The organism is Streptomyces sp. R11, assembly GCF_041051905.1.
Lineage (GTDB): Bacteria > Actinomycetota > Actinomycetes > Streptomycetales > Streptomycetaceae > Streptomyces.
In genome coordinates this window covers 1,406,761-1,423,884 of sequence record NZ_CP163432.1, presented here as the reverse complement: position 1 = coordinate 1,423,884, position 17,124 = coordinate 1,406,761, and the positions used below count along the sequence as shown (strand labels likewise).

Here is a 17,124-nt window from a genome sequence, read left to right as displayed (position 1 = left end):
CGCCGCCACGACACCCTGCACGGTGCCGGCCCGGGTCACGCCCCTTGCTGGGGCCCCGTCTTCTCGGCCAGGTGCCCGGTGTGCAACCGCAGCCGCCAGGCGTTGCGCCGGCGCACGGCCGCGAGCTCGGACTCCAGCGGGGAGGGCGGCACCGCGAGGACCGGGCAGGCGGCGTGGGCCAGGCAGTAGCGGCTCACGGAGCGGTGGCAGGCGCGGTGCAGGTGGCTGCGGCGGCCCGCGCCGACCACCAGGACGTCGTCCGCGCGGTCGGCGATCTCCACCAGGGCCGGCCCCGGGCTGCCCTGGGCGACCAGGGCGTACCTCCACACGCCGGGGCCGGCCTCGCCGAACACGTCCTTCAGGACGCCGACGAGCCGCTCACGCGCCAGGCGCTGCCACTCGCCGGCCAGCAGGCTCGTCGCCGGACCCCGCCGCGCGGCGAGGTCCCCGCCCGGCGGCTGCCAGGCGAGCACCGGCCACAGCTCGGCGCCGCGCCGTCGCGCCTCGTCGGCGGCCCGGGACAGGGCGGTGAGGCTCCCCGGGGATCCGCTCACGCCCACCACGGCCCGTGGTGCCGCAGGGCCGCCGCCACCAGACATGACTCCACCGTTCCTCTTTGCGCGTGCCCGCGAACTGCTCCCGCGGGAAGCCCACCACGGGCCCCTTCCATCACACGCCCGCCGCACTCCCACAGCCAGCCCCGACGGCACTTCTTGGCGCACTTCTGACGGCGTCCTCCCACGCTGCGCGGGCCGGTGTCAGCATCACGTCAGTGTCCGGCCGATCGCCGTCAGCATCCCGTCATGAGCCGTCCGGAACCCGGGGTCACCGGGCATAGCGTCAGTTGCGAGCCCCGGTCCGCCTCCCCGCGTCCGGGGCATCAGCAACCACCCGATCCACCTCGGTTCCATCCGGAGGCACCCATGGCAGACATCCGGTACGACGAAGACCCGGAGCCTTCTGATCGGTCCCCGGCCGGCCCTCTGTACGTTCCGGTCCGGCCGGGACAGGCCGCCTGCGCGGCCCGCCTCTTCCGCACACCCATCGGTGACCGCACGGCCGTAGGGTTCACCTCCCAGCGGAAACTGACCGCGACGCTCGGCCCCGACCAGCCCTGGATCCGGCTTGCCGAGCCCGCCCTGCGCTCCCTGACGGCGCCGCTCGGCGTCACGACCGTCACGGTGGACCCCCAGTTCTGCGCCCCCGCCCCGACCGCGACCGCCCGTCCCGCGCCGTCCACGCGGGAGAGCGCCGAGCACTCCGGTCCCCGATTCCGTGAAGGCGCCTGGGCCCCCCAGGCCGTAGGAGCCCTGCGAGTGACCGGCGCCCCCGCGCTCATCTCCGCGTTGAGCATGTGGATCGGCTGAGGGGGAACGCACGATGACCACCATTCACGAGCCCGCCGTCACCACCGCGACCGCCGCCCACGCCCTCTCGGTGTGGCCGGCCTCGGCCGTCGAGCCCCGCGAGGGCGAGATCACCGTCGGCGGTGTGCCGCTCGCCGAGGTCGCCGACCGCTTCGGTACGCCCGTCTACGTCATCGACGAGGACGAGGTCCGCGAGCGCTGCCGCACCTACCAGCACGCTTTTCCCGAGGCCGAAGTCCTCTACGCCGCCAAGGCGTTCCTGTGCCGGGCGATGATCCACTGGGTGGACGAGGAGGGCCTGGGCCTGGATGTCTGCTCGGCCGGCGAGCTGGAGCTCGCGGTCACCACCGGCTTCCCGCCGGAGAAGATCGTGCTGCACGGCAACGCCAAGTCCCCGCGCGACCTGCAGACCGCCCTGCGTCTCGGCGTCGGCCGGATCGTCATCGACAGCCCCTCCGAGATCGCCCGGCTGGCCGCGGCGGTCGGGCCCGACGGTCACCAGAAGGTGATGGTCCGCGTGGTGCCCGGCATCAGCGCCGGGGGCCACGAGAAGATCCGCACCGGCACCGGGGACCAGAAGTTCGGCCTGTCCATCAGGGACGGCTACGCCCAGCACGCCATCGCCCGGATACTGGACCAGCCGCAGCTCGAACTGACCGGCCTGCACTGCCACTTGGGCTCCCAGATCACCAGCGTCAAGCCCTATCTGGCCGCCGTACGCCGCATGGTCGGCCTCATGGCCCGGCTGTACGAGCAGCACGGCCTGGTCCTGCGCGAACTCGACCTGGGCGGCGGCCACGGCATCGCCTACCGACCGGGCGAACCCGCCCTGGACCTCACCACCTTGGCCCGCAGGGTGCGCACCGAGCTGGCCGGGGCGTGCGCGGCGGCCGGAATCACCGTGCCCCGCCTCATCATCGAGCCGGGGCGGGCCATCGCGGGCCCGGCCGGAGTCGCGCTCTACCACGTCCTCTCCGTCAAGCGCACGGGAGCGCACACCTACGTCGCGGTGGACGGCGGCATGAGCGACAACCCCCGGCCCGCGCTGTACGGAGTCTCCTACGCGCCCCGTCTGGTGGGCCGGCACAGCACCGCGGCCCCGACCCCGGTGACCGTGGTGGGCCGCCACTGCGAGGCGGGCGACATCCTCGCCGCCGACGTCGAACTCCCCGACGACATCCGTCCCGGCGACGTGCTCGCCGTCCCGGCGGCAGGCGCCTACCACCTGTCCATGGCATCCGGCTACAACATGGTCGGCCGCCCGCCGGTGGTCGCGGTGGACGACGGCCGGGCCAGGCTCCTGATCCGCCGCGAGTCGCTGGAGGACATCCGCAGCCGCGACGTGGGTCTGTAGCCGCCGCATCCCCGCACTTCCCCGATCCACCTCCGGGCGAGCAACCGGCCCGGCCCTCGCCCGGAGGTGTCCGCCTTCATCAGCGCCTACGGCCGCATGGTCGGTTCCCTCCGCCGGAGCTGGACGCTGCCCGCGGTGGTCGGCTCCTCTTGGGCCTGCTCCTCGCCATCGGCAACCTCGCGCCGAGCGCCCACAACGGCACCGTGACCGAGGCGGTCGGCGGGCAGGACGAGGGAACCGAGCCCCGCTCCGGGGTTCCCCCGTCCCCACTCGTACGCGCTGGTCGCCCCAACGGCGATCCTCGGCCGCGCGGCGTTCGCGGTGGCGCCCCTCAACTTCCCGCCGGCCCTGTCCCTGGGCCCGCTGGCGGCGGGGCTGCTGCAACGAATCGGGGTGTCACCCCCCCACTGCGCCCGAGTCGGCCTTATGCCGACGCGGGCATCCTGGGTTCAATCCGCCGCGTATGGATCGCCGTCAAGGTCGAATGTTTCGGTCACCAAGCTGAGGCAGTCGGCGGCCAATTCACCACGTTCAAAGGGTTGCCACCGTTCGGCAGCTGTCTCTAGGGTGCGGCAGCAACGCAGCTTTCTGGATCTATTCCGAAACTTTCGATCCAGGCGGATCCGACGGACGGCCCATGGGCGAGCCGTCCCGTACCCAAGGAGCGCATCATGGGCGACCCGGGACTGTCCCGCCGAGGCTTCCTGGCGGCCTCGGCCGCGGCCGGTGTGGGCATGACGGCACTGAGCGGTTGCGGCGGCGACTCGGACGGAGGGTCGTCGGACGGCGCGACCACCATCGAGTGGTGGAACATCTCCACCACCGAGCCGACGAAGGGCGTCTGGGCGGCGCTGGCCAAGAAGTTCGAGGCCCAGAACCCCAAGGTGAAGGTAAAGATCGTCCAGTTGGAGAACGACGCCTACAAGTCGAAGATGACGGCCCTGACCGCCTCCGGGAAACTGCCCGACATCTTCCACACCTGGGGCGGCGGCGTCCTGAAGCAGCAGGTCGACGCCGGGCTCGTCGAGGACCTCACCGACCGCACCAAGGACTTCGCCGACGGCCTGCTGCCGGTCGCGAAGGAGCCGTACCTCCTCGACGAGAGGATCTACGGCATCCCGTTCGACATCGGCATGATCGGCTTCTGGTACAACAAGGCCCTCTTCAAGGACGCGGGCGTCAGCGAGCCGCCGACGACCTGGAGCGGATTCCTCGACGCCGTACGGAAGTTGAAGGCCAAGAGCATCACCCCGCTCGCCCTCGCCGGCAAGGAGAAGTGGCCCGGCATGTACTACTGGGCGTACCTCTCGATGCGCACCGCGGGTGCCTCCGCCCTGCAGAAGGCGTACGAGGACAAGGACTTCACCGGCGACGCCTTCGTCCAGGCCGGTCAGCACCTCCAGGAACTCGTCGACCTCCAGCCGTTCCAGAAGGGCTTCCTCGGCGCCGCGTACTCCACTCCCACCGGTCAGGCCGCCGCGGTCGGCAACGGCAAGGCGGCGATGGAGCTCATGGGGCAGTGGGCCCCGGTCGTGCAGGCGGACGCCGGCAAGGGTCTTGGCGAGGACCTCGGGTTCTTCCCGTTCCCCGAGGTCGAAGGGGGCGAGGGCGCGATCACCGAGGTCTTCGGCGGGGGCGGCGGGCACGCCCTGCGCAGCGGGGCTCCGCAGGCCGCCGTCGACTTTCTGAAGTTCTTCGCCTCCGAGGCGACCGACGTGGAGCTCGTCAAGAAGACGGGCGCCCTGCCGGTGGTCCCGGCCGCCGAGAGCGCCATCACCGACCCCAACATCAAGGCCGTACAGGCGCAGTTGAAGGGCGCCACCGGCTTCCAGCTCTATCTCGACCAGGCCTATGCCCCCGCCGTCGGCCAGGAGGTCAACGACAGCGTCGGCGCGCTCGTCGCCGGGTCCAAGTCGCCGCAGCAGGTTGCCGAGTCGATCACGCAGACCGCGAAGGAAGAGCAGTAGCCGGCGATGACCTCCACGTTCCTGCCGGACAAACGCACCGGCGCCGGCGTCGATCCGGCGCCCCCGTCCCCCGGCGCGGCTCGCGGACGGGCCCGGCGTCGAGCTCTGCACTGGCTCACCGCGGTCGGCTTCCAGGTGCCCGCGCTGGTGCTGTTCCTCGTCCTGGTGCTGCTGCCGATGCTGTTCGCGCTGTACGCCGCGTTCTTCCGCTGGGGCGGCTTCGGCATGCCCTCCGACTACATCGGCGCCGACAACTTCACCCGGCTCTTCCAGGACCCCGTCTTCCTCGGCGACCTGTGGCGCTGCCTGCTCCTGGTCGTGCTGTCGCTCGCCGTCCAGCTGCCGTTCGCGCTCGCCATGGCCGTACTGCTCAACCAGAGGCTGCGCGGCCGGGCCGCCTACCGGATGCTGTTCTTCGGGCCGTACGTCCTGTCCGAGGCCATCACCGGCGTCCTGTTCGGCATGATCTTCGCCCCCGGCGACGGCTTCGCCGACCAGGTCCTGGGCCATATCGGCCTCGACGGCCTCGGCGGCGAGTGGTTCGCCGACCCGTCCACCGTCATGGCCACCCTGTTCCTGGTCATGACGTGGAAGTACTTCGGCTTCCACATGATGCTCTACCTGGCCGGACTCCAGTCCGTCCCGGCCGAGTTGACCGAGGCCGCGCTGATCGACGGTGCGAACGCCTGGCAGCGCTTTTGCAGCGTCACCCTGCCGCTCCTCGCGCCCACCCTGCGCATCAGCGTGTTCCTGTCCGTCATCGGGTCGATCCAGCTCTTCGACCTGGTCTGGGTGACCACCGCGGGCGGTCCCGACCACCACTCCGAGACGATGGCCGTGACCATGTTCCAGTACGGGTTCAAGCGCTATCAGGTCGGCTACGCCAGCGCGATCAGCGTGGTCATGTTCGGCATCAGCCTCGTCTTCGCCCTCGCCTACCAGCGGTTCGTGCTCCGCCGCGACCTCGAAGGGGCCACCACGACCATGCGGGGAGGCGCCAAGTGACGGCCACGTCCGGCAGGAAGACCGGCAGGAAGAGCCTGCCGCTGCACGTGATCCTCGTGGTGGTCGGTGCCGTGATGGTCGTGCCACTGCTCTACGCCGTCGTGTCCGGCTTCAAGTCCACCGACGAGCTCTCCCGCAACCCGGTCGGGCTGCCGGAGTCGTGGGTGGCCGCCAACTACACGGGCATCCTCGGCTCGGGCGATTTCTGGCGGCTGATCGGCAACAGCACACTGATCGCGGTGGGGACGACCGTCCTGGTCGTGGCGGTCTCCGCGCTCTCGGCCTTCTCCTTCGCGCGGTTCGCCTTCCGGGGCCGGGAGACGCTGTTCACGCTCTTCACGATGGGGCTGATGTTCCCCTTCGCGGTCGCGGCCCTCCCGCTGTTCCTGCTCCTGCGCTCCCTGGGCCTGCTCGACAACCCGCTCGGCGTGATCCTTCCGCAGGCCGCCTTCGGGCTGCCGATGACCATCATCATCCTGCGCGGCTTCTTCCGGGACATCCCCGGCGAGTTGGAGGAGGCGGCCACGCTCGACGGGTGCAGTTCCTTCGGCTTCTTCTGGCGGGTGCTGCTGCCGATGGCGCGGCCCGCGCTGGGCACTGTCTCGGTCCTCGCCGTCGTCACCAGCTGGAACAACTTCTTCCTGCCGCTGCTGGTGTTCACCGACTCCACGTGGTGGACCATCCCGATCGGCGTCCAGCAGTTCCAGGGCCAGTACTCGGCGGACTACGCCCGTGTCTTCGCCTACCTGGTGCTGGCCATGGTCCCCGCCCTCGCCTTCTACTCGGTCGCCGAGCGCCAACTCGTCGGCGGCCTCACCGCCGGTGCGACCAAGGGTTGACGCGCGCAGGCGGACGTACGGCTCAACACACCACCGCTACGTGAGGAGTCGCACCATGCGCAAGAACCGTCTGAGACTCGCAGGCGCCCTCGCCGCCGTCCTGGTCGCCGCGGGCGTCGCGAGCGGCCCGGCAGCCCGGGCTCACGGCAAGCCGCCCACCCTCGCCGACCTCGCCCAGCGCCACGGCCGCTACTTCGGAAGCGCGACCGACAACCCCGAGCTCGTCGATGAGCCGTACAAGGCGCTCCTCGGCAGCGAGTTCGACCAGATCACGCCCGGCAACGGCATGAAGTGGTACGCCACCGAGCCGCAGCAGGGCGTGTTCGACTTCTCCAAGGGCGACGAGATCGTGCGCCTCGCCCGCGCCAACCACCAGAAGGTGCGCGGCCACACCCTCGTCTGGCACAGCCAGCTGCCCGGCTGGCTGACCGGCCGCGAGTGGACGGCGGACGAGCTGAGGGCCGTGCTGAAGAACCACATCCAGCAGGAGGTGCGGCACTACCGGGGCAAGGTGTTCGCCTGGGACGTCGTCAACGAGGCCTTCAACGAGGACGGCACCTACCGCGAGACGGTCTTCTACAAGACGCTCGGCCCCGGCTACATCGCCGACGCCCTGCGCTGGGCCCGCCAGGCCGACCCGAAGGTCAAGCTCTACCTCAACGACTACAACATCGAGGCGGTCGGCCCGAAGAGCGACGCCTACTACCGTCTCGCGAAGGAACTGAAAGCCCAGGGCGTCCCGCTCGACGGCATCGGCCTGCAGGCCCACCTGGCCCTGCAGTACGGCTATCCGACCACGCTTGAGGACAACCTCCGGCGCTTCGCCGGGCTGGGGCTCGACACCGCGCTCACCGAGGTCGACATCCGGATGATCCTGCCCGCGACCGCGGAGAAGCTTGCCCAGCAGGCCGAGTGGTACCGGGATCTGACCGAGGCGTGCCTGGCCGTGCGCCGCTGTGTCGGCATCACCGTCTGGGACTACACCGACAAGTACTCCTGGATCCCGGCGTTCTTCGAGGGCGAGGGTGCCGCCCTGCCGTGGGACGAGGAACTGCGTCCGAAGCCGGCGTACTTCGCGATACGGCAGGCGCTGAGGCAGGTCGCCACGGCGCACGGCGAACTACGCTGAGTGACCACCCCTGGACACACGTGGGGGCCGGCTCGCAGTCAGGGTCTGCGACCGGCCCCTGGGAGTACGCCGGGCGTCGGTCATCGCTGCGCCCGGTAGTGCTGCAGGACCTTTCCGGCATGCCGCCGGCAGGCGCTACGCGGCGGTCATCACCTTGCCGGTGCCCAGCGGACGGTGCGGGGCGATGATCTGGCCGTCCGGCAGGAGCTCACCGGTGTCCTCGAAGAGCAGGACACCGTTGCACAGCAGGCTCCAACCCTGCTCCGGGTGGTGCGCCACGAGACGGGCGGATTCCCGGTCGGCGGAGTCGGCTGAGGGACACGGTGGCTGGTGCTGGCACATGGATGGGATCTTTCGCTCTGTCGTGATGTGTGAGATGGCTGTGGCGTCTGTTTCGCGGCGTGAAGCTTCGTTCATGGCCGCCCCCCGTTGTGATTAGTCGGTCGGAACCCAGTGTTGCCCCACGGGCGTCAATCCGCAGGGATTTCGCAGCACCGCTTTCTCACAGGTTGATGACGCATCGCCCGCGCGGATGGTTCATCCCAACTCCACTGTCATTTCGGGTGGTTCGCCGTGGTCGGATGGGGCTAGTCCGGACGGGCCGGGGCCTAGAGTGGCTCGTTCGAGCGCATTGTCGCTCGCGCGAGCGATGCTTTTCTCGCGTGCTCGACTATTGTGCGCTCAGGCGAGTGCTTTCCTGCTCGTACGAGTGCCGATTGCGACCGAGTGTCGCGTGTCTTAAAGCCGAGTACCCCGCAACCCGGAAATGGGGCGGCGGGGTACGCGGGCGCTCGCGCGGTGCGCTGTCAGGCGGGTGAGCCGAGCAGGGGAGGCAGAGGGGGCAGCGGAGCCTGAGTCGCCCGGTGGGTCAGCACCGGGAGCAGCTCGGCGACCAGGTGCGGCAGATCGGCCGCGATGCCGGGCGGGGCCGGGGCCAGCGGCACCAGGAGGTCCGTGGCGGCCGGGTGGCCGGTGGCGGCGTCCGCGGTGCAGTCGCCGTGCAGCCAGAGGGTGAGCATGTAGAGGCCGGGGAACGACAGCAGCCGCGGCTGGTAGGGCTGTGCGATCGTCTCGGCCTGGCGCAACGCCCGTTCGGTGGAGGCGATGTACGGGCCCTCGAAGAAGTGCGAGAAGGTCCAGCCGTCCGGGGTCAGCCGGGTCTCGGCCGCGGCCACTGCTCGTTCGCCGCACCGGATCAGGAAGCGCCAGCCGGCCAGCCGGGTCGCGGTCACGCCTGCCGGGGTGATTTCGTCCACGACGTGCACGGGCAGCGGGAGTTCGGGCGTGGCGGGGCCCTGGGCGGCGCGCAGGGAGGGTGTTCGGGCCTCGCGGACCGCGGTGGGCGAGCCGAGTGCGGTGAGGACGGAGCGAAGTGCGGGCGCGGGAGCCGGGGGAACATGCAGCGGCATGGTGGGTCGCCTCTCATTGACAGGCACGGTGGCGCGAGGGCGTGGCGGGGGCGGACGGCGCTGTCTGCTCACGGAGGTCAGAGAGGCGGGGGCCGGGGTCTGGGAGCGCGAGGGGGATGAGCGAGGCCTGCCGCACGTCACCTGACGGCAGGTCCATGGGACCGTGGGCGCCAACCCTCTGCCTTGATTGCGGAGTTTATACGACGAGTGTTCAGACGATGTTTCATCTAGCCGCTTTCGGTGCACCCGGCAAGGGCCCATTCGGTCGGCGATTTGCGGGAATCATCCCGATTGCCGACCGGCCATACGGCCATGACCTCGAAAAATACCCCGGGTGCGGTCGGCCAATTCTCGTCGGCGTTTTTCACGACTTCCTTGAGCCGTCCGCAACTGCATAGTGCTGCATGCCCGGTGAATGTGCCGCCGGTCACGTCGGACAGAGTAGCGGCCGCCGGGCCGCCGCGGGACGTTATCGATCGCTTCCGCTGGGCATCATCCCACCTGACCCGGGACCTGCGGTCGGATCCAGGGTCCGCCGAGCGGGCCGCAGAGCCCGGCCATCCGAGGAGGGAAGCTTCGATGGGGGAGAAGGTCGTGGCAGGTCGGTTCGATCTGTCCGATCGCCAGCACTACCGCGAGAAGCTGCGGCAGTGTCTGACGGGCCTGGAGCGGTTGCTGGAGGAGAAGCGGTTCGACCGCCCCAAGAACCTCATGGGGCTGGAGATCGAATTGAATCTCGCCGGCGCCGACGGCATGCCGAAAATGTTGAACATGCAGGTACTGGAGCGGATCGCGAGCCGCGATTTCCAAACGGAACTCGCCATGTTCAACCTGGAAGTCAACATCGCCCCGCACCGGCTTCAGGAGCGGGTATTCGACCGGCTGGCCGAAGAGCTCCGTACGTCACTGGCATATGCCGACCGAAAAGCGGGTGAGCTCGACGCGGGAATCGTGATGATCGGCATTCTGCCGACGCTGGACAGGGACGACCTGGTCTCCTCGAACCTCTCCGCCGTCGACCGCTACACCCTGCTCAACGACCAGATCGTGGCTGCCCGCGGTGAGGAGTTCACGCTCGACATCGACGGTGTGGAGCGCCTGACGTGCACCTCGGGCTCCATCGCCCCGGAGGCCGCCTGCACCTCCGTGCAACTGCACCTCCAGGTCACGCCGGGCCGCTTCGCCGACGTCTGGAACGCGGCACAGGCGGTCGCGGCCGCGCAGGTCGCCGTGGGCGCCAACTCGCCGTTCCTCTTCGGGCGCGAGCTGTGGCGGGAGTCGCGGCCGCCGCTGTTCCAGCAGTCCACCGACACCCGGCCGCCCGAACTCCAGGCCCAAGGCGTGCGGCCGCGCACCTGGTTCGGGGAGCGGTGGATCTCCTCGGCGTACGACCTCTTCGAGGAGAACCTGCGGTTCTTCCCCGCCCTGCTGCCGATCTGCGACGACGAGGACCCCCTCGAAGTCCTGAACGCCGGCGGCACACCGTCGCTCGCCGAACTCGTCCTGCACAACGGCACCGTGTACCGCTGGAACCGGCCGGTCTACGGCATCGCCGACGGCGTCCCGCACCTGCGTGTGGAGAACCGCGTGCTGCCCGCCGGGCCGACCGTCACGGACGTTGTCGCCAACGCGGCCTTCTACTACGGCGTCGTCCGCGCCCTCGCCGAGGAGTCGCGGCCCGTGTGGACCCGGCTGCCCTTCGAGGCCGCGGCCGCCAACTTCGACGAGGCGTGCAAACACGGCATCGACGCGCGGCTGCGCTGGCCCCGGAGGGGGCGCTACGGCGGGACGGCCGAGGTCGACGCGGTGAGCCTCGTACGCGACGAACTGCTGCCGCTCGCCGAGGTCGGCCTGGACGCGTGGGGCGTCGAGCCGGCCGACCGGGACTTCTACCTGGGCGTCATCGAGGAGCGATGTCGCAGGCGCACGAACGGCGCGTCCTGGCAGGCGGCCACCTTCCACCGGGCCCTGGAGTCCGGCCTGTCCCGAGAGGCGGCCCTGGCGGCGACGACGCGCCGGTACCGCGAGCTGATGCACCGCGGGGATCCGGTGCACACGTGGCCGGTGGGGTTGCTGGAGCCGGTGCCGCTCAGATGACGGCCCTGACGGGGCGGGAAGGGTGCGGTTGGCGGACGTCGGCCTCTCAGCTGCTGGGGGCGCCCGGTGACGCCGCCCCCACGATGGCCTTGAGGATCACCGAGTGGATCTGGGACGGATCCGTGACCTCGTGGCCCGAGCCGCCCGTCGCCCTGGCGATGCGGTCGGCCTCCTCGCGGTCCGCGTCGGGGCCGACGGCGATCATGATCAGGGGGACCGGGCGCTCGGGGTTGGTGAGGCGTTCCAGACGGGTGATGAGGTCGGCGCGCGAGATGCTGCCCGGGTCCTCGTTCCTGCCGTCGGTGAGGACGACCAGGGCGTTGAACCTGCCCTTGGCGTAGGAGTCGGTCGCCGCCCTGTAGGCGGCGAGCGTGGTGTCGTACAGGCCGGTCGCACCGTCCGGCACCGGCTCCAGGTCGCCGAACGCCGTCGACAGCCTTTCGCGTTGCGCGCCGCCACCGTTCCCGTCGCCGAGCCGTTCGGTCGGCACGAGTACGCGGTAGTCCTTGTCGCCGTCCAGCTCGGTGGCGAAGTCCCACAGGCCGATCTCGTCGTCCGCCGTGAACGTGGCGAGGGCCTGCAGCAGCGACGCCTTGGTGACGTCCATCCGCGACTGCTCGGTGCCCGGCACCGGCTCGGCCATGGACGCGGAGGCGTCCACGACCGTGGTGATCCGCGCACTCTGCACGGTGATCGTCCACACGCCGAGCGTCTCCTGGACCGCGACCGCCGAGGCCGGCCGGCCCGCCGGCTCCGCGTACGGCTGCGCACTGCTGCCGCCTGCCCGGGTGACCAGCACGTCGGGCGGCGCCGCGTCGTCGGACGTCCTGAAGCCGTGCCGTTCCAGCAGCCGCCGCTGTCGAGCGTCGCCGAGGTAGCTCATGAACCGGATCGCGGCCCGGCTCTCGTCGGTCGTCAGCCCAGTCTGGTCGAGGAGGGCATACGGGTAGTCGAGGCGGGGCGAGCCGTCCTTCGGATAGAAGAAGTCCAGGCTGCTGCCGCCGTCCGCCCCGGAGTTGTACATGTGTGCCGCCTGCTCGCTCACGACCAGCGCCTGGTTGCGTTTCGGGTTGCCCAGCTCGGTGCCCGAGGAGTCGCGCGGCAGGGTCTCCAGCACCTGGCCGTCACTGGCGGAGACGCGCTGCGACAGCGCCTTCATCATCGCCGCGGCCTGCGTGTCCCCGCCCTCGCCCGCGCCGGCAGCCGTGCTCAGCTGCGTGAGGGCGAGCAGCCCGCTCGCGCTGCGCGCGGGGTCGGCCGCGCCGAGCCGGAGCGAGTCGTCGCGCAGGCGGGCACCGGCCAGCTCCAGCCAGCTGTACGTCTTCCTCGGCCATCCCAGCGACTTCGCGGCCGCGGGCACCATCGCCACCCCGACCGGTGTGGAGGCGACATGGCCCACCGTGGAGATCGCAGCCGCGCCGCCGTCCGCCGTGAGCCGCTGGAGCCACAGCTCCGAGTCCGGCACCCACACCTCGGCGCCGGGGTCCTTGCCCGCCAGGAGTGTGTCCGCGACCGCGTACGACTCGCGAGCGCTCACCGTCACGGCGACGCAGCGCCCGTCCGAGGTGAGGTCGGCCTCCCTGGCCTGCTTCGCCGCCGTTTGCAGGGCCGGGGCGAGGTCGGGGGACGCGGCCAGGGTCAGCCGCACCGGGTCGTCCTGGCAGGAGGAGCCGAAGGAGAGCAGCCCGCCCCCGACCGCGGCGGCCGTACCGCCGGCGACGGTCAGGACGAGGGCGGTCGCGATGACCACCGTCCGGCGGCGTGCGCCTCGACGCAGGCCGCGTCGACGGGGGTCGCTGCCGCCCGCCCCATACTGATCGGGCAAGCTGTGACGTCCCATGACGGTGGTGCCCCTCCCTGTTGCCCTGCTGAACCACGTGCCGGAGTCCGGCCGTATGGCAGGCAAAGGGGCGGTACGCCCCGTACGGCGCCCGTCCCCCCAACGGCCTGTCGCGCACGGTCTTCGTAAGTGCATTCGAGACCCTAGCGGGGTGGCGATGAGGATGAGGCGGGATTACTCAACTGGAGGCAGGTGTGCAGGGCGAGGCAGGCCCCGTGGCCGATTCTTTTCCGCATGAGCGGCCCTCGCGACGGATCTTCCGTGATGAGACGCTGCTCGTTCTGGGGCTTTCGCTCGGTGCGAGTGGTGTCTCCGCCCTGATCAGTTTTGTCGGCTCGGTCACCAAACCGGGGGGCCTCAAGGACCAGGCGGCCACGCTCAACGCCTCGGCCGCGCCGGGCCGTCCCTGGCTGGATCTCGCGTGGCAGCTGTTCGGCATCACCACCGCCCTGATCCCCGTCGCGCTCGTCGCGCACTTCCTGCTGCGCGAGGGGCGGAGCCTGCGCACCCTCGGCTTCGACCGCACTCGCCCCTGGCCGGACCTCGGCCGTGGCGCGGGCGTCGCGGCGGTGATCGGCAGCACCGGAATCGCCTTCTACCTGGCCGCTCGCGGACTCGGCTTCAACCTCACCGTGGTGCCCGAGGCCCTGCCGGACGTGTGGTGGAAGTACCCGGTCCTCATCCTCTCGGCGATGCAGAACGCGATCCTCGAAGAGGTCATCGTCGTCGGCTATCTGCTGCGCCGGCTGGACCAGTTGGGCTGGACACCCGGCGCCGCGCTGGTGGCCAGTTCCGTACTGCGCGGCTCGTACCACCTCTACCAGGGCATCGGCGGCTTCCTCGGCAACATGGCGATGGGCGTGGTGTTCGTCTACCTGTACCGGCGATGGGGCCGGGTGGGCCCGCTGGTGGTGGCGCATTCCCTGCTCGACATAGGGGCGTTCGTGGGGTACGCGCTCCTGGCCGGGAAGGTGGGATGGCTGCCCACGGCGTAACGCCGGTCGGCGGTCACCAGGAGCGTGTCGAAGGGGGCGTACGAGACAGTCGTACGCCCCCTTCGACACGCTCGGCCGGTCTGCGCGCCGCGTGGACCGGCCGACGCGTCTAGGCGATCAGCTCCCCCTCGATCACGGTCACCGCGCGGCCGCTCAGCAGCGTGCGGTCGCCGCGCAGTTCCGTGCGGACGTGGCCCGAGCGGCGGGAGGCCTGCAAGCCCGTGAGGTCCGTGCGTCCGAGGCGCTCGGACCAGAAGGGCGCGAGGGCCGTGTGGGCGCTGCCGGTGACGGGGTCCTCGTCGATGCCGACGTTCGGGAAGAAGCAGCGGGAGACGTAGTCGTGGCCGCGGGTGGGGTCCTCGGCGCGGGCGGTGGCGATGATGCCGCGCTCGGAGTAGGCGCCCAGGGCCTTGAGGTCGGGGCGCAGGGAGTGGACCGTCTTCTCGTCGGCGACTTCGAGGAGCAGGTCGCCGACGTTCGGGCCGGTGTCGAAGGCGACGAGCGGCTCGGTGCCCAGCGCCTGTGCGACCCCGTCCGGTACCTCGACCGGCGTGAGCGGGGCCGTCGGGAAGTCGAGGGTGATGGAACCGTCCTCGCGAGGCGTGGCGACGAGGACGCCACTGCGGGTGGCGAACCGTACGGGTCCCTCGTGGCCGCCGGTGCCGTGCAGCACATGGGCCGTGGCGAGCGTGGCGTGCCCGCACATCGCCACCTCGGCGACGGGCGTGAACCACCGCAACGCCCAGTCCGCCTCCCCGCCCTCCTCCAACGGGTGCGCGAACGCCGTCTCGGCGTGATTGACCTCCATGGCCACGTTCTGAAGCCAGTCGTCCTCCGGGAAGCCGTCCAGGAGGAGCACCCCGGCCGGGTTGCCGCCGAAAGGGCGGTCGGTGAAGGCATCGACGATTCGAATCCGCATGCCGGAGACGGTAGAGGGTGCGAGGAGAGGGCGGCCAAGGCCAATTCGTGGGTGCTGGACCGATTCCGAGGTCGCCATCGCATCTCTTCCCGCTCTTGCTCAGCGAACTGTTCCGATATATCGTTGAGCCATCGCGACAGATCAACGATGGATGGAGTGATTGCGATGCGTTCCCATGGATTCGAGCGTGGACACGGTGGACACGGTCATCACGGCCGAGGCGGCTTCGAGGGGCTTCGCGGCGCCTTCGGGCCGTTCGGGCCGGGTGGCCCCGGCGGCCCCGGTTTCGGTGGGCCTGGATTCGGACCCGGCCCCTGGGGGCCGAGGGGTGGTCGAGGCGGACCGCGAGGGAGGGCGCGGCGCGGCGATGTGCGTGCGTCGATCCTCGCCCTGCTGAAGGACCGCCCCATGCACGGCTACGAGATGATCCAGGAGATCGCCGAGCGTAGCGGCGGGGCGTGGAAGCCCAGTCCCGGCTCGGTGTACCCCACCCTCCAGCTGCTGGAGGACGAGGGTCTGATCGCCAGTGAGAGTGAGGGCGGCAAGAAGCTGTTCTCGCTCACGGAGGCGGGCCGCGAGGCGGCCGAGGCCGGGCCCGAGGCGCCCTGGGAGGAAGCCTCCCGCGGTGTCGACTGGGAGGCCCTCGGTGAGATCCGTCAGGCCGGTTTCGGTCTGATGGAGGCCTTCGGGCAGGTCTGGAAGACGGGCAGCAAGGAGCAGCGCGAGAAGGCGCTGACCGTCATCAACGACGCCCGCAAGCGCCTGTACCTGATCCTCGCCGACGAGGACTGACGTACGGCGATTGTCGTACGGCGACTGACGTACGGCCTCCCCGTCGCCAGTGAAGGCGCCCCGTGGAGTGATCCGCGGGGCGCCTTCCTGTGCGTGGCGACGCCCTTCAGGTCACCAGTCCCGCCAGCTTCCGCAGCGACTCGTTCAGGGCCGCCGTCGCCGAATCCTTGAGCTTGCCCGCCATCAACGACACCGCCGCACCCGTGAACTCCCCGTCGATGCGCACGGTCGTGGCGCTGTCGCCGTCCGGAGCCAGTGTGTAGCGCGTGGCCACGGTCACCGCCATCGGGCCCTTGCCGCGAATGGCGAGCACTCGTGCCGACTGCAGTTCCTCGATGGTCCACTCGACCTCGGCCGGGAACCCCATCAGCTTCATGTTCTCCTGGAAGGTCCCGCCCACTTCGAGTGCTGTGGGGCCGCCGCCCGGGAAGCTGGTGTGGGTGGCGTTCCACTCGTTCCATGCCGACCAGTCCGTCAGCTGCGCCCAGACCTTCTCGGCCGGTGCCTCGATGCGTGCCTCCGCGCTGACTTCGGCCATGCGACCACCCCTTCGTCTCGGGCTACGGTGTCGCGGAACGTAGCTGTGGGGCGTGGAACATTCAATACTGATGAACCATCAGAAAATGTGGAGACGCCCGACAGGTCGTCCGAGGCGCACGGCAAGGCGGCGCGCGCCCATCAGGGTCTTTCGGCGTGATCTCATCCGTAGGGAGGAGATTCCGGCCGCCTGAGTCCACTCTGTGTGGGACGCGCAAATGCTTCCCCTCGGGGATGACTCGGCTCTAAGCCGTTGATGAGGTAGGGGATGTGCAACCCCGTATCCCCCGGCAGTCGGCCCAGGAGCAGGACCGCCGGCGCCCGGACGCCGCGGCGGACGATGCCAGGCTCAGCGACGAGCTGGCAGCGGTGATCTCCGGCGCCCGCCGCCGGGCGGTCAGGGACGGGGACCGGCAGATCGACACGGCCCATCTGCTGCACTCCCTCCTTGAGCACGACCGGGATGTGTACGCCGTATTCGGCGAAGGACCCCAGATCGCCCGCCTCCTCGGCTACCTCGTCCAGCGCACCATCGGCTACGGCCTGCGCTGGCAGGGCAGCGTCGAGGACTCCGGCGGCGTACCCGTGGTCATGGAGGGTGAGGGGTTCTCCCCGCTGGCCGCGAACGCGATGGAGTACGCCTGCCGACGTGCCACCTCGCGCGGCGACACTCGGGCCCGCGGCATCGACCTCCTCGCGGCGATCGTCGTGGACCCGCAGGCTCGCGCTGTCGAGGTGCTCGCCCGCGCCGGAATCGACGCGAACGCCCTGCGTGCCCGCATCGACGAAAACCGGGACGAAAACCGGGACGAAAACCGGGACGAATACGTCGGCGGCGCCGAAACCGCCCGCTAGGCCCACGCGGCCCACGCAT

17 protein-coding genes are annotated in these 17,124 nt (G+C 70.5%); 10 read left to right on the top strand and 7 right to left on the bottom strand.

The annotated features are described in order from the left end of the window. Window positions 1-35: 35 nt before the first annotated feature. Window positions 36-599 carry a universal stress protein gene (locus AB5J55_RS06505; RefSeq protein WP_369269748.1) on the bottom strand — a complete coding sequence of 188 codons (564 nt, stop codon included), beginning with the start codon at window positions 597-599 and terminating at the stop codon, window positions 36-38. A gap of 324 nt (window positions 600-923) precedes the next feature. On the opposite strand from AB5J55_RS06505, the gene AB5J55_RS06500 reads away from it, so the two are divergent. The 6 genes from AB5J55_RS06500 (at window position 924) to AB5J55_RS06475 (ending at window position 7,661) form a co-directional block, all read left to right on the top strand. Continuing rightward, window positions 924-1,367, top strand: coding sequence for an SAV_915 family protein (locus AB5J55_RS06500; protein ID WP_369269747.1), 444 nt, complete (start codon window positions 924-926; stop codon window positions 1,365-1,367). Between the two features lie 13 nt (window positions 1,368-1,380). Continuing rightward, window positions 1,381-2,721 carry a diaminopimelate decarboxylase gene (gene lysA / locus AB5J55_RS06495; RefSeq protein ID WP_369269746.1) on the top strand — a complete coding sequence of 447 codons (1,341 nt, stop codon included), beginning with the start codon at window positions 1,381-1,383 and terminating at the stop codon, window positions 2,719-2,721. Between the two features lie 671 nt (window positions 2,722-3,392). Next, window positions 3,393-4,688 carry an extracellular solute-binding protein gene (locus tag AB5J55_RS06490; RefSeq protein ID WP_369269745.1) on the top strand — a complete coding sequence of 432 codons (1,296 nt, stop codon included), beginning with the start codon at window positions 3,393-3,395 and terminating at the stop codon, window positions 4,686-4,688. 6 nt (window positions 4,689-4,694) lie between these two features. Further along, window positions 4,695-5,693 carry a carbohydrate ABC transporter permease gene (locus tag AB5J55_RS06485; RefSeq protein ID WP_369269744.1) on the top strand — a complete coding sequence of 333 codons (999 nt, stop codon included), beginning with the start codon at window positions 4,695-4,697 and terminating at the stop codon, window positions 5,691-5,693. Window positions 5,694-5,767: 74 nt separating this feature from the next. Next, window positions 5,768-6,532 carry a carbohydrate ABC transporter permease gene (locus AB5J55_RS06480; RefSeq protein ID WP_369276111.1) on the top strand — a complete coding sequence of 255 codons (765 nt, stop codon included), beginning with the start codon at window positions 5,768-5,770 and terminating at the stop codon, window positions 6,530-6,532. A gap of 55 nt (window positions 6,533-6,587) precedes the next feature. Then, entirely contained in the window at window positions 6,588-7,661 is a 1,074-nt protein-coding gene (locus AB5J55_RS06475) for an endo-1,4-beta-xylanase (protein ID WP_369269743.1), read from the top strand. Between the two features lie 135 nt (window positions 7,662-7,796). Here the strand turns inward: AB5J55_RS06475 and AB5J55_RS06470 are convergent, their stop codons facing one another. The 3 genes from AB5J55_RS06470 to AB5J55_RS06460 form a co-directional block, all read right to left on the bottom strand. Then, on the bottom strand, window positions 7,797-8,003 hold the full coding sequence (locus AB5J55_RS06470; protein WP_030053671.1) for a DUF5999 family protein: 207 nt from the start codon (window positions 8,001-8,003) through the stop codon (window positions 7,797-7,799). Window positions 8,004-8,467: 464 nt separating this feature from the next. Next, a complete protein-coding gene (locus AB5J55_RS06465) occupies window positions 8,468-9,070 on the bottom strand; it encodes a hypothetical protein (RefSeq protein WP_369269742.1) in 603 nt (200 codons plus the stop codon). A gap of 227 nt (window positions 9,071-9,297) precedes the next feature. Beyond that, window positions 9,298-9,501, bottom strand: a complete 204-nt coding sequence (locus AB5J55_RS06460) for a hypothetical protein (RefSeq protein ID WP_369269741.1) — start codon at window positions 9,499-9,501, stop codon at window positions 9,298-9,300. Window positions 9,502-9,649: 148 nt separating this feature from the next. Here AB5J55_RS06460 and AB5J55_RS06455 point away from each other — a divergent pair, with 148 nt between their 5' ends. Next, window positions 9,650-11,167 (top strand): glutamate--cysteine ligase, encoded by a 1,518-nt coding sequence (locus AB5J55_RS06455; protein WP_369269740.1) that lies wholly within the window; start codon window positions 9,650-9,652, stop codon window positions 11,165-11,167. Window positions 11,168-11,213: 46 nt separating this feature from the next. Here AB5J55_RS06455 and AB5J55_RS06450 read toward each other — a convergent pair whose 3' ends face one another. After that, window positions 11,214-13,007, bottom strand: coding sequence for a substrate-binding and VWA domain-containing protein (locus AB5J55_RS06450; protein ID WP_369269739.1), 1,794 nt, complete (start codon window positions 13,005-13,007; stop codon window positions 11,214-11,216). Between the two features lie 194 nt (window positions 13,008-13,201). On the opposite strand from AB5J55_RS06450, the gene AB5J55_RS06445 reads away from it, so the two are divergent. Continuing rightward, window positions 13,202-14,002, top strand: coding sequence for a CPBP family intramembrane glutamic endopeptidase (locus AB5J55_RS06445; protein ID WP_369269738.1), 801 nt, complete (start codon window positions 13,202-13,204; stop codon window positions 14,000-14,002). Between the two features lie 109 nt (window positions 14,003-14,111). On the opposite strand, the gene AB5J55_RS06440 is transcribed toward AB5J55_RS06445, so the two are convergent. Continuing rightward, window positions 14,112-14,921: a PhzF family phenazine biosynthesis protein gene (locus AB5J55_RS06440; RefSeq protein WP_369269737.1), complete on the bottom strand. Its 810-nt coding sequence runs from the start codon at window positions 14,919-14,921 to the stop codon at window positions 14,112-14,114. A 165-nt stretch (window positions 14,922-15,086) separates the two neighbouring features. Here AB5J55_RS06440 and AB5J55_RS06435 point away from each other — a divergent pair, with 165 nt between their 5' ends. Next, a complete protein-coding gene (locus tag AB5J55_RS06435) occupies window positions 15,087-15,713 on the top strand; it encodes a PadR family transcriptional regulator (RefSeq protein ID WP_362378765.1) in 627 nt (208 codons plus the stop codon). Between the two features lie 106 nt (window positions 15,714-15,819). Here the strand turns inward: AB5J55_RS06435 and AB5J55_RS06430 are convergent, their stop codons facing one another. Beyond that, window positions 15,820-16,251 carry an SRPBCC family protein gene (locus AB5J55_RS06430; protein WP_369269736.1) on the bottom strand — a complete coding sequence of 144 codons (432 nt, stop codon included), beginning with the start codon at window positions 16,249-16,251 and terminating at the stop codon, window positions 15,820-15,822. A 269-nt stretch (window positions 16,252-16,520) separates the two neighbouring features. Between AB5J55_RS06430 and AB5J55_RS06425 the strand changes: the two genes are divergently transcribed. After that, the gene (locus AB5J55_RS06425; RefSeq protein WP_369269735.1) at window positions 16,521-17,105 is read left to right on the top strand and encodes a Clp protease N-terminal domain-containing protein; all 585 of its coding nucleotides are present in this window, start codon (window positions 16,521-16,523) and stop codon (window positions 17,103-17,105) included. Window positions 17,106-17,124: the final 19 nt, after the last annotated feature.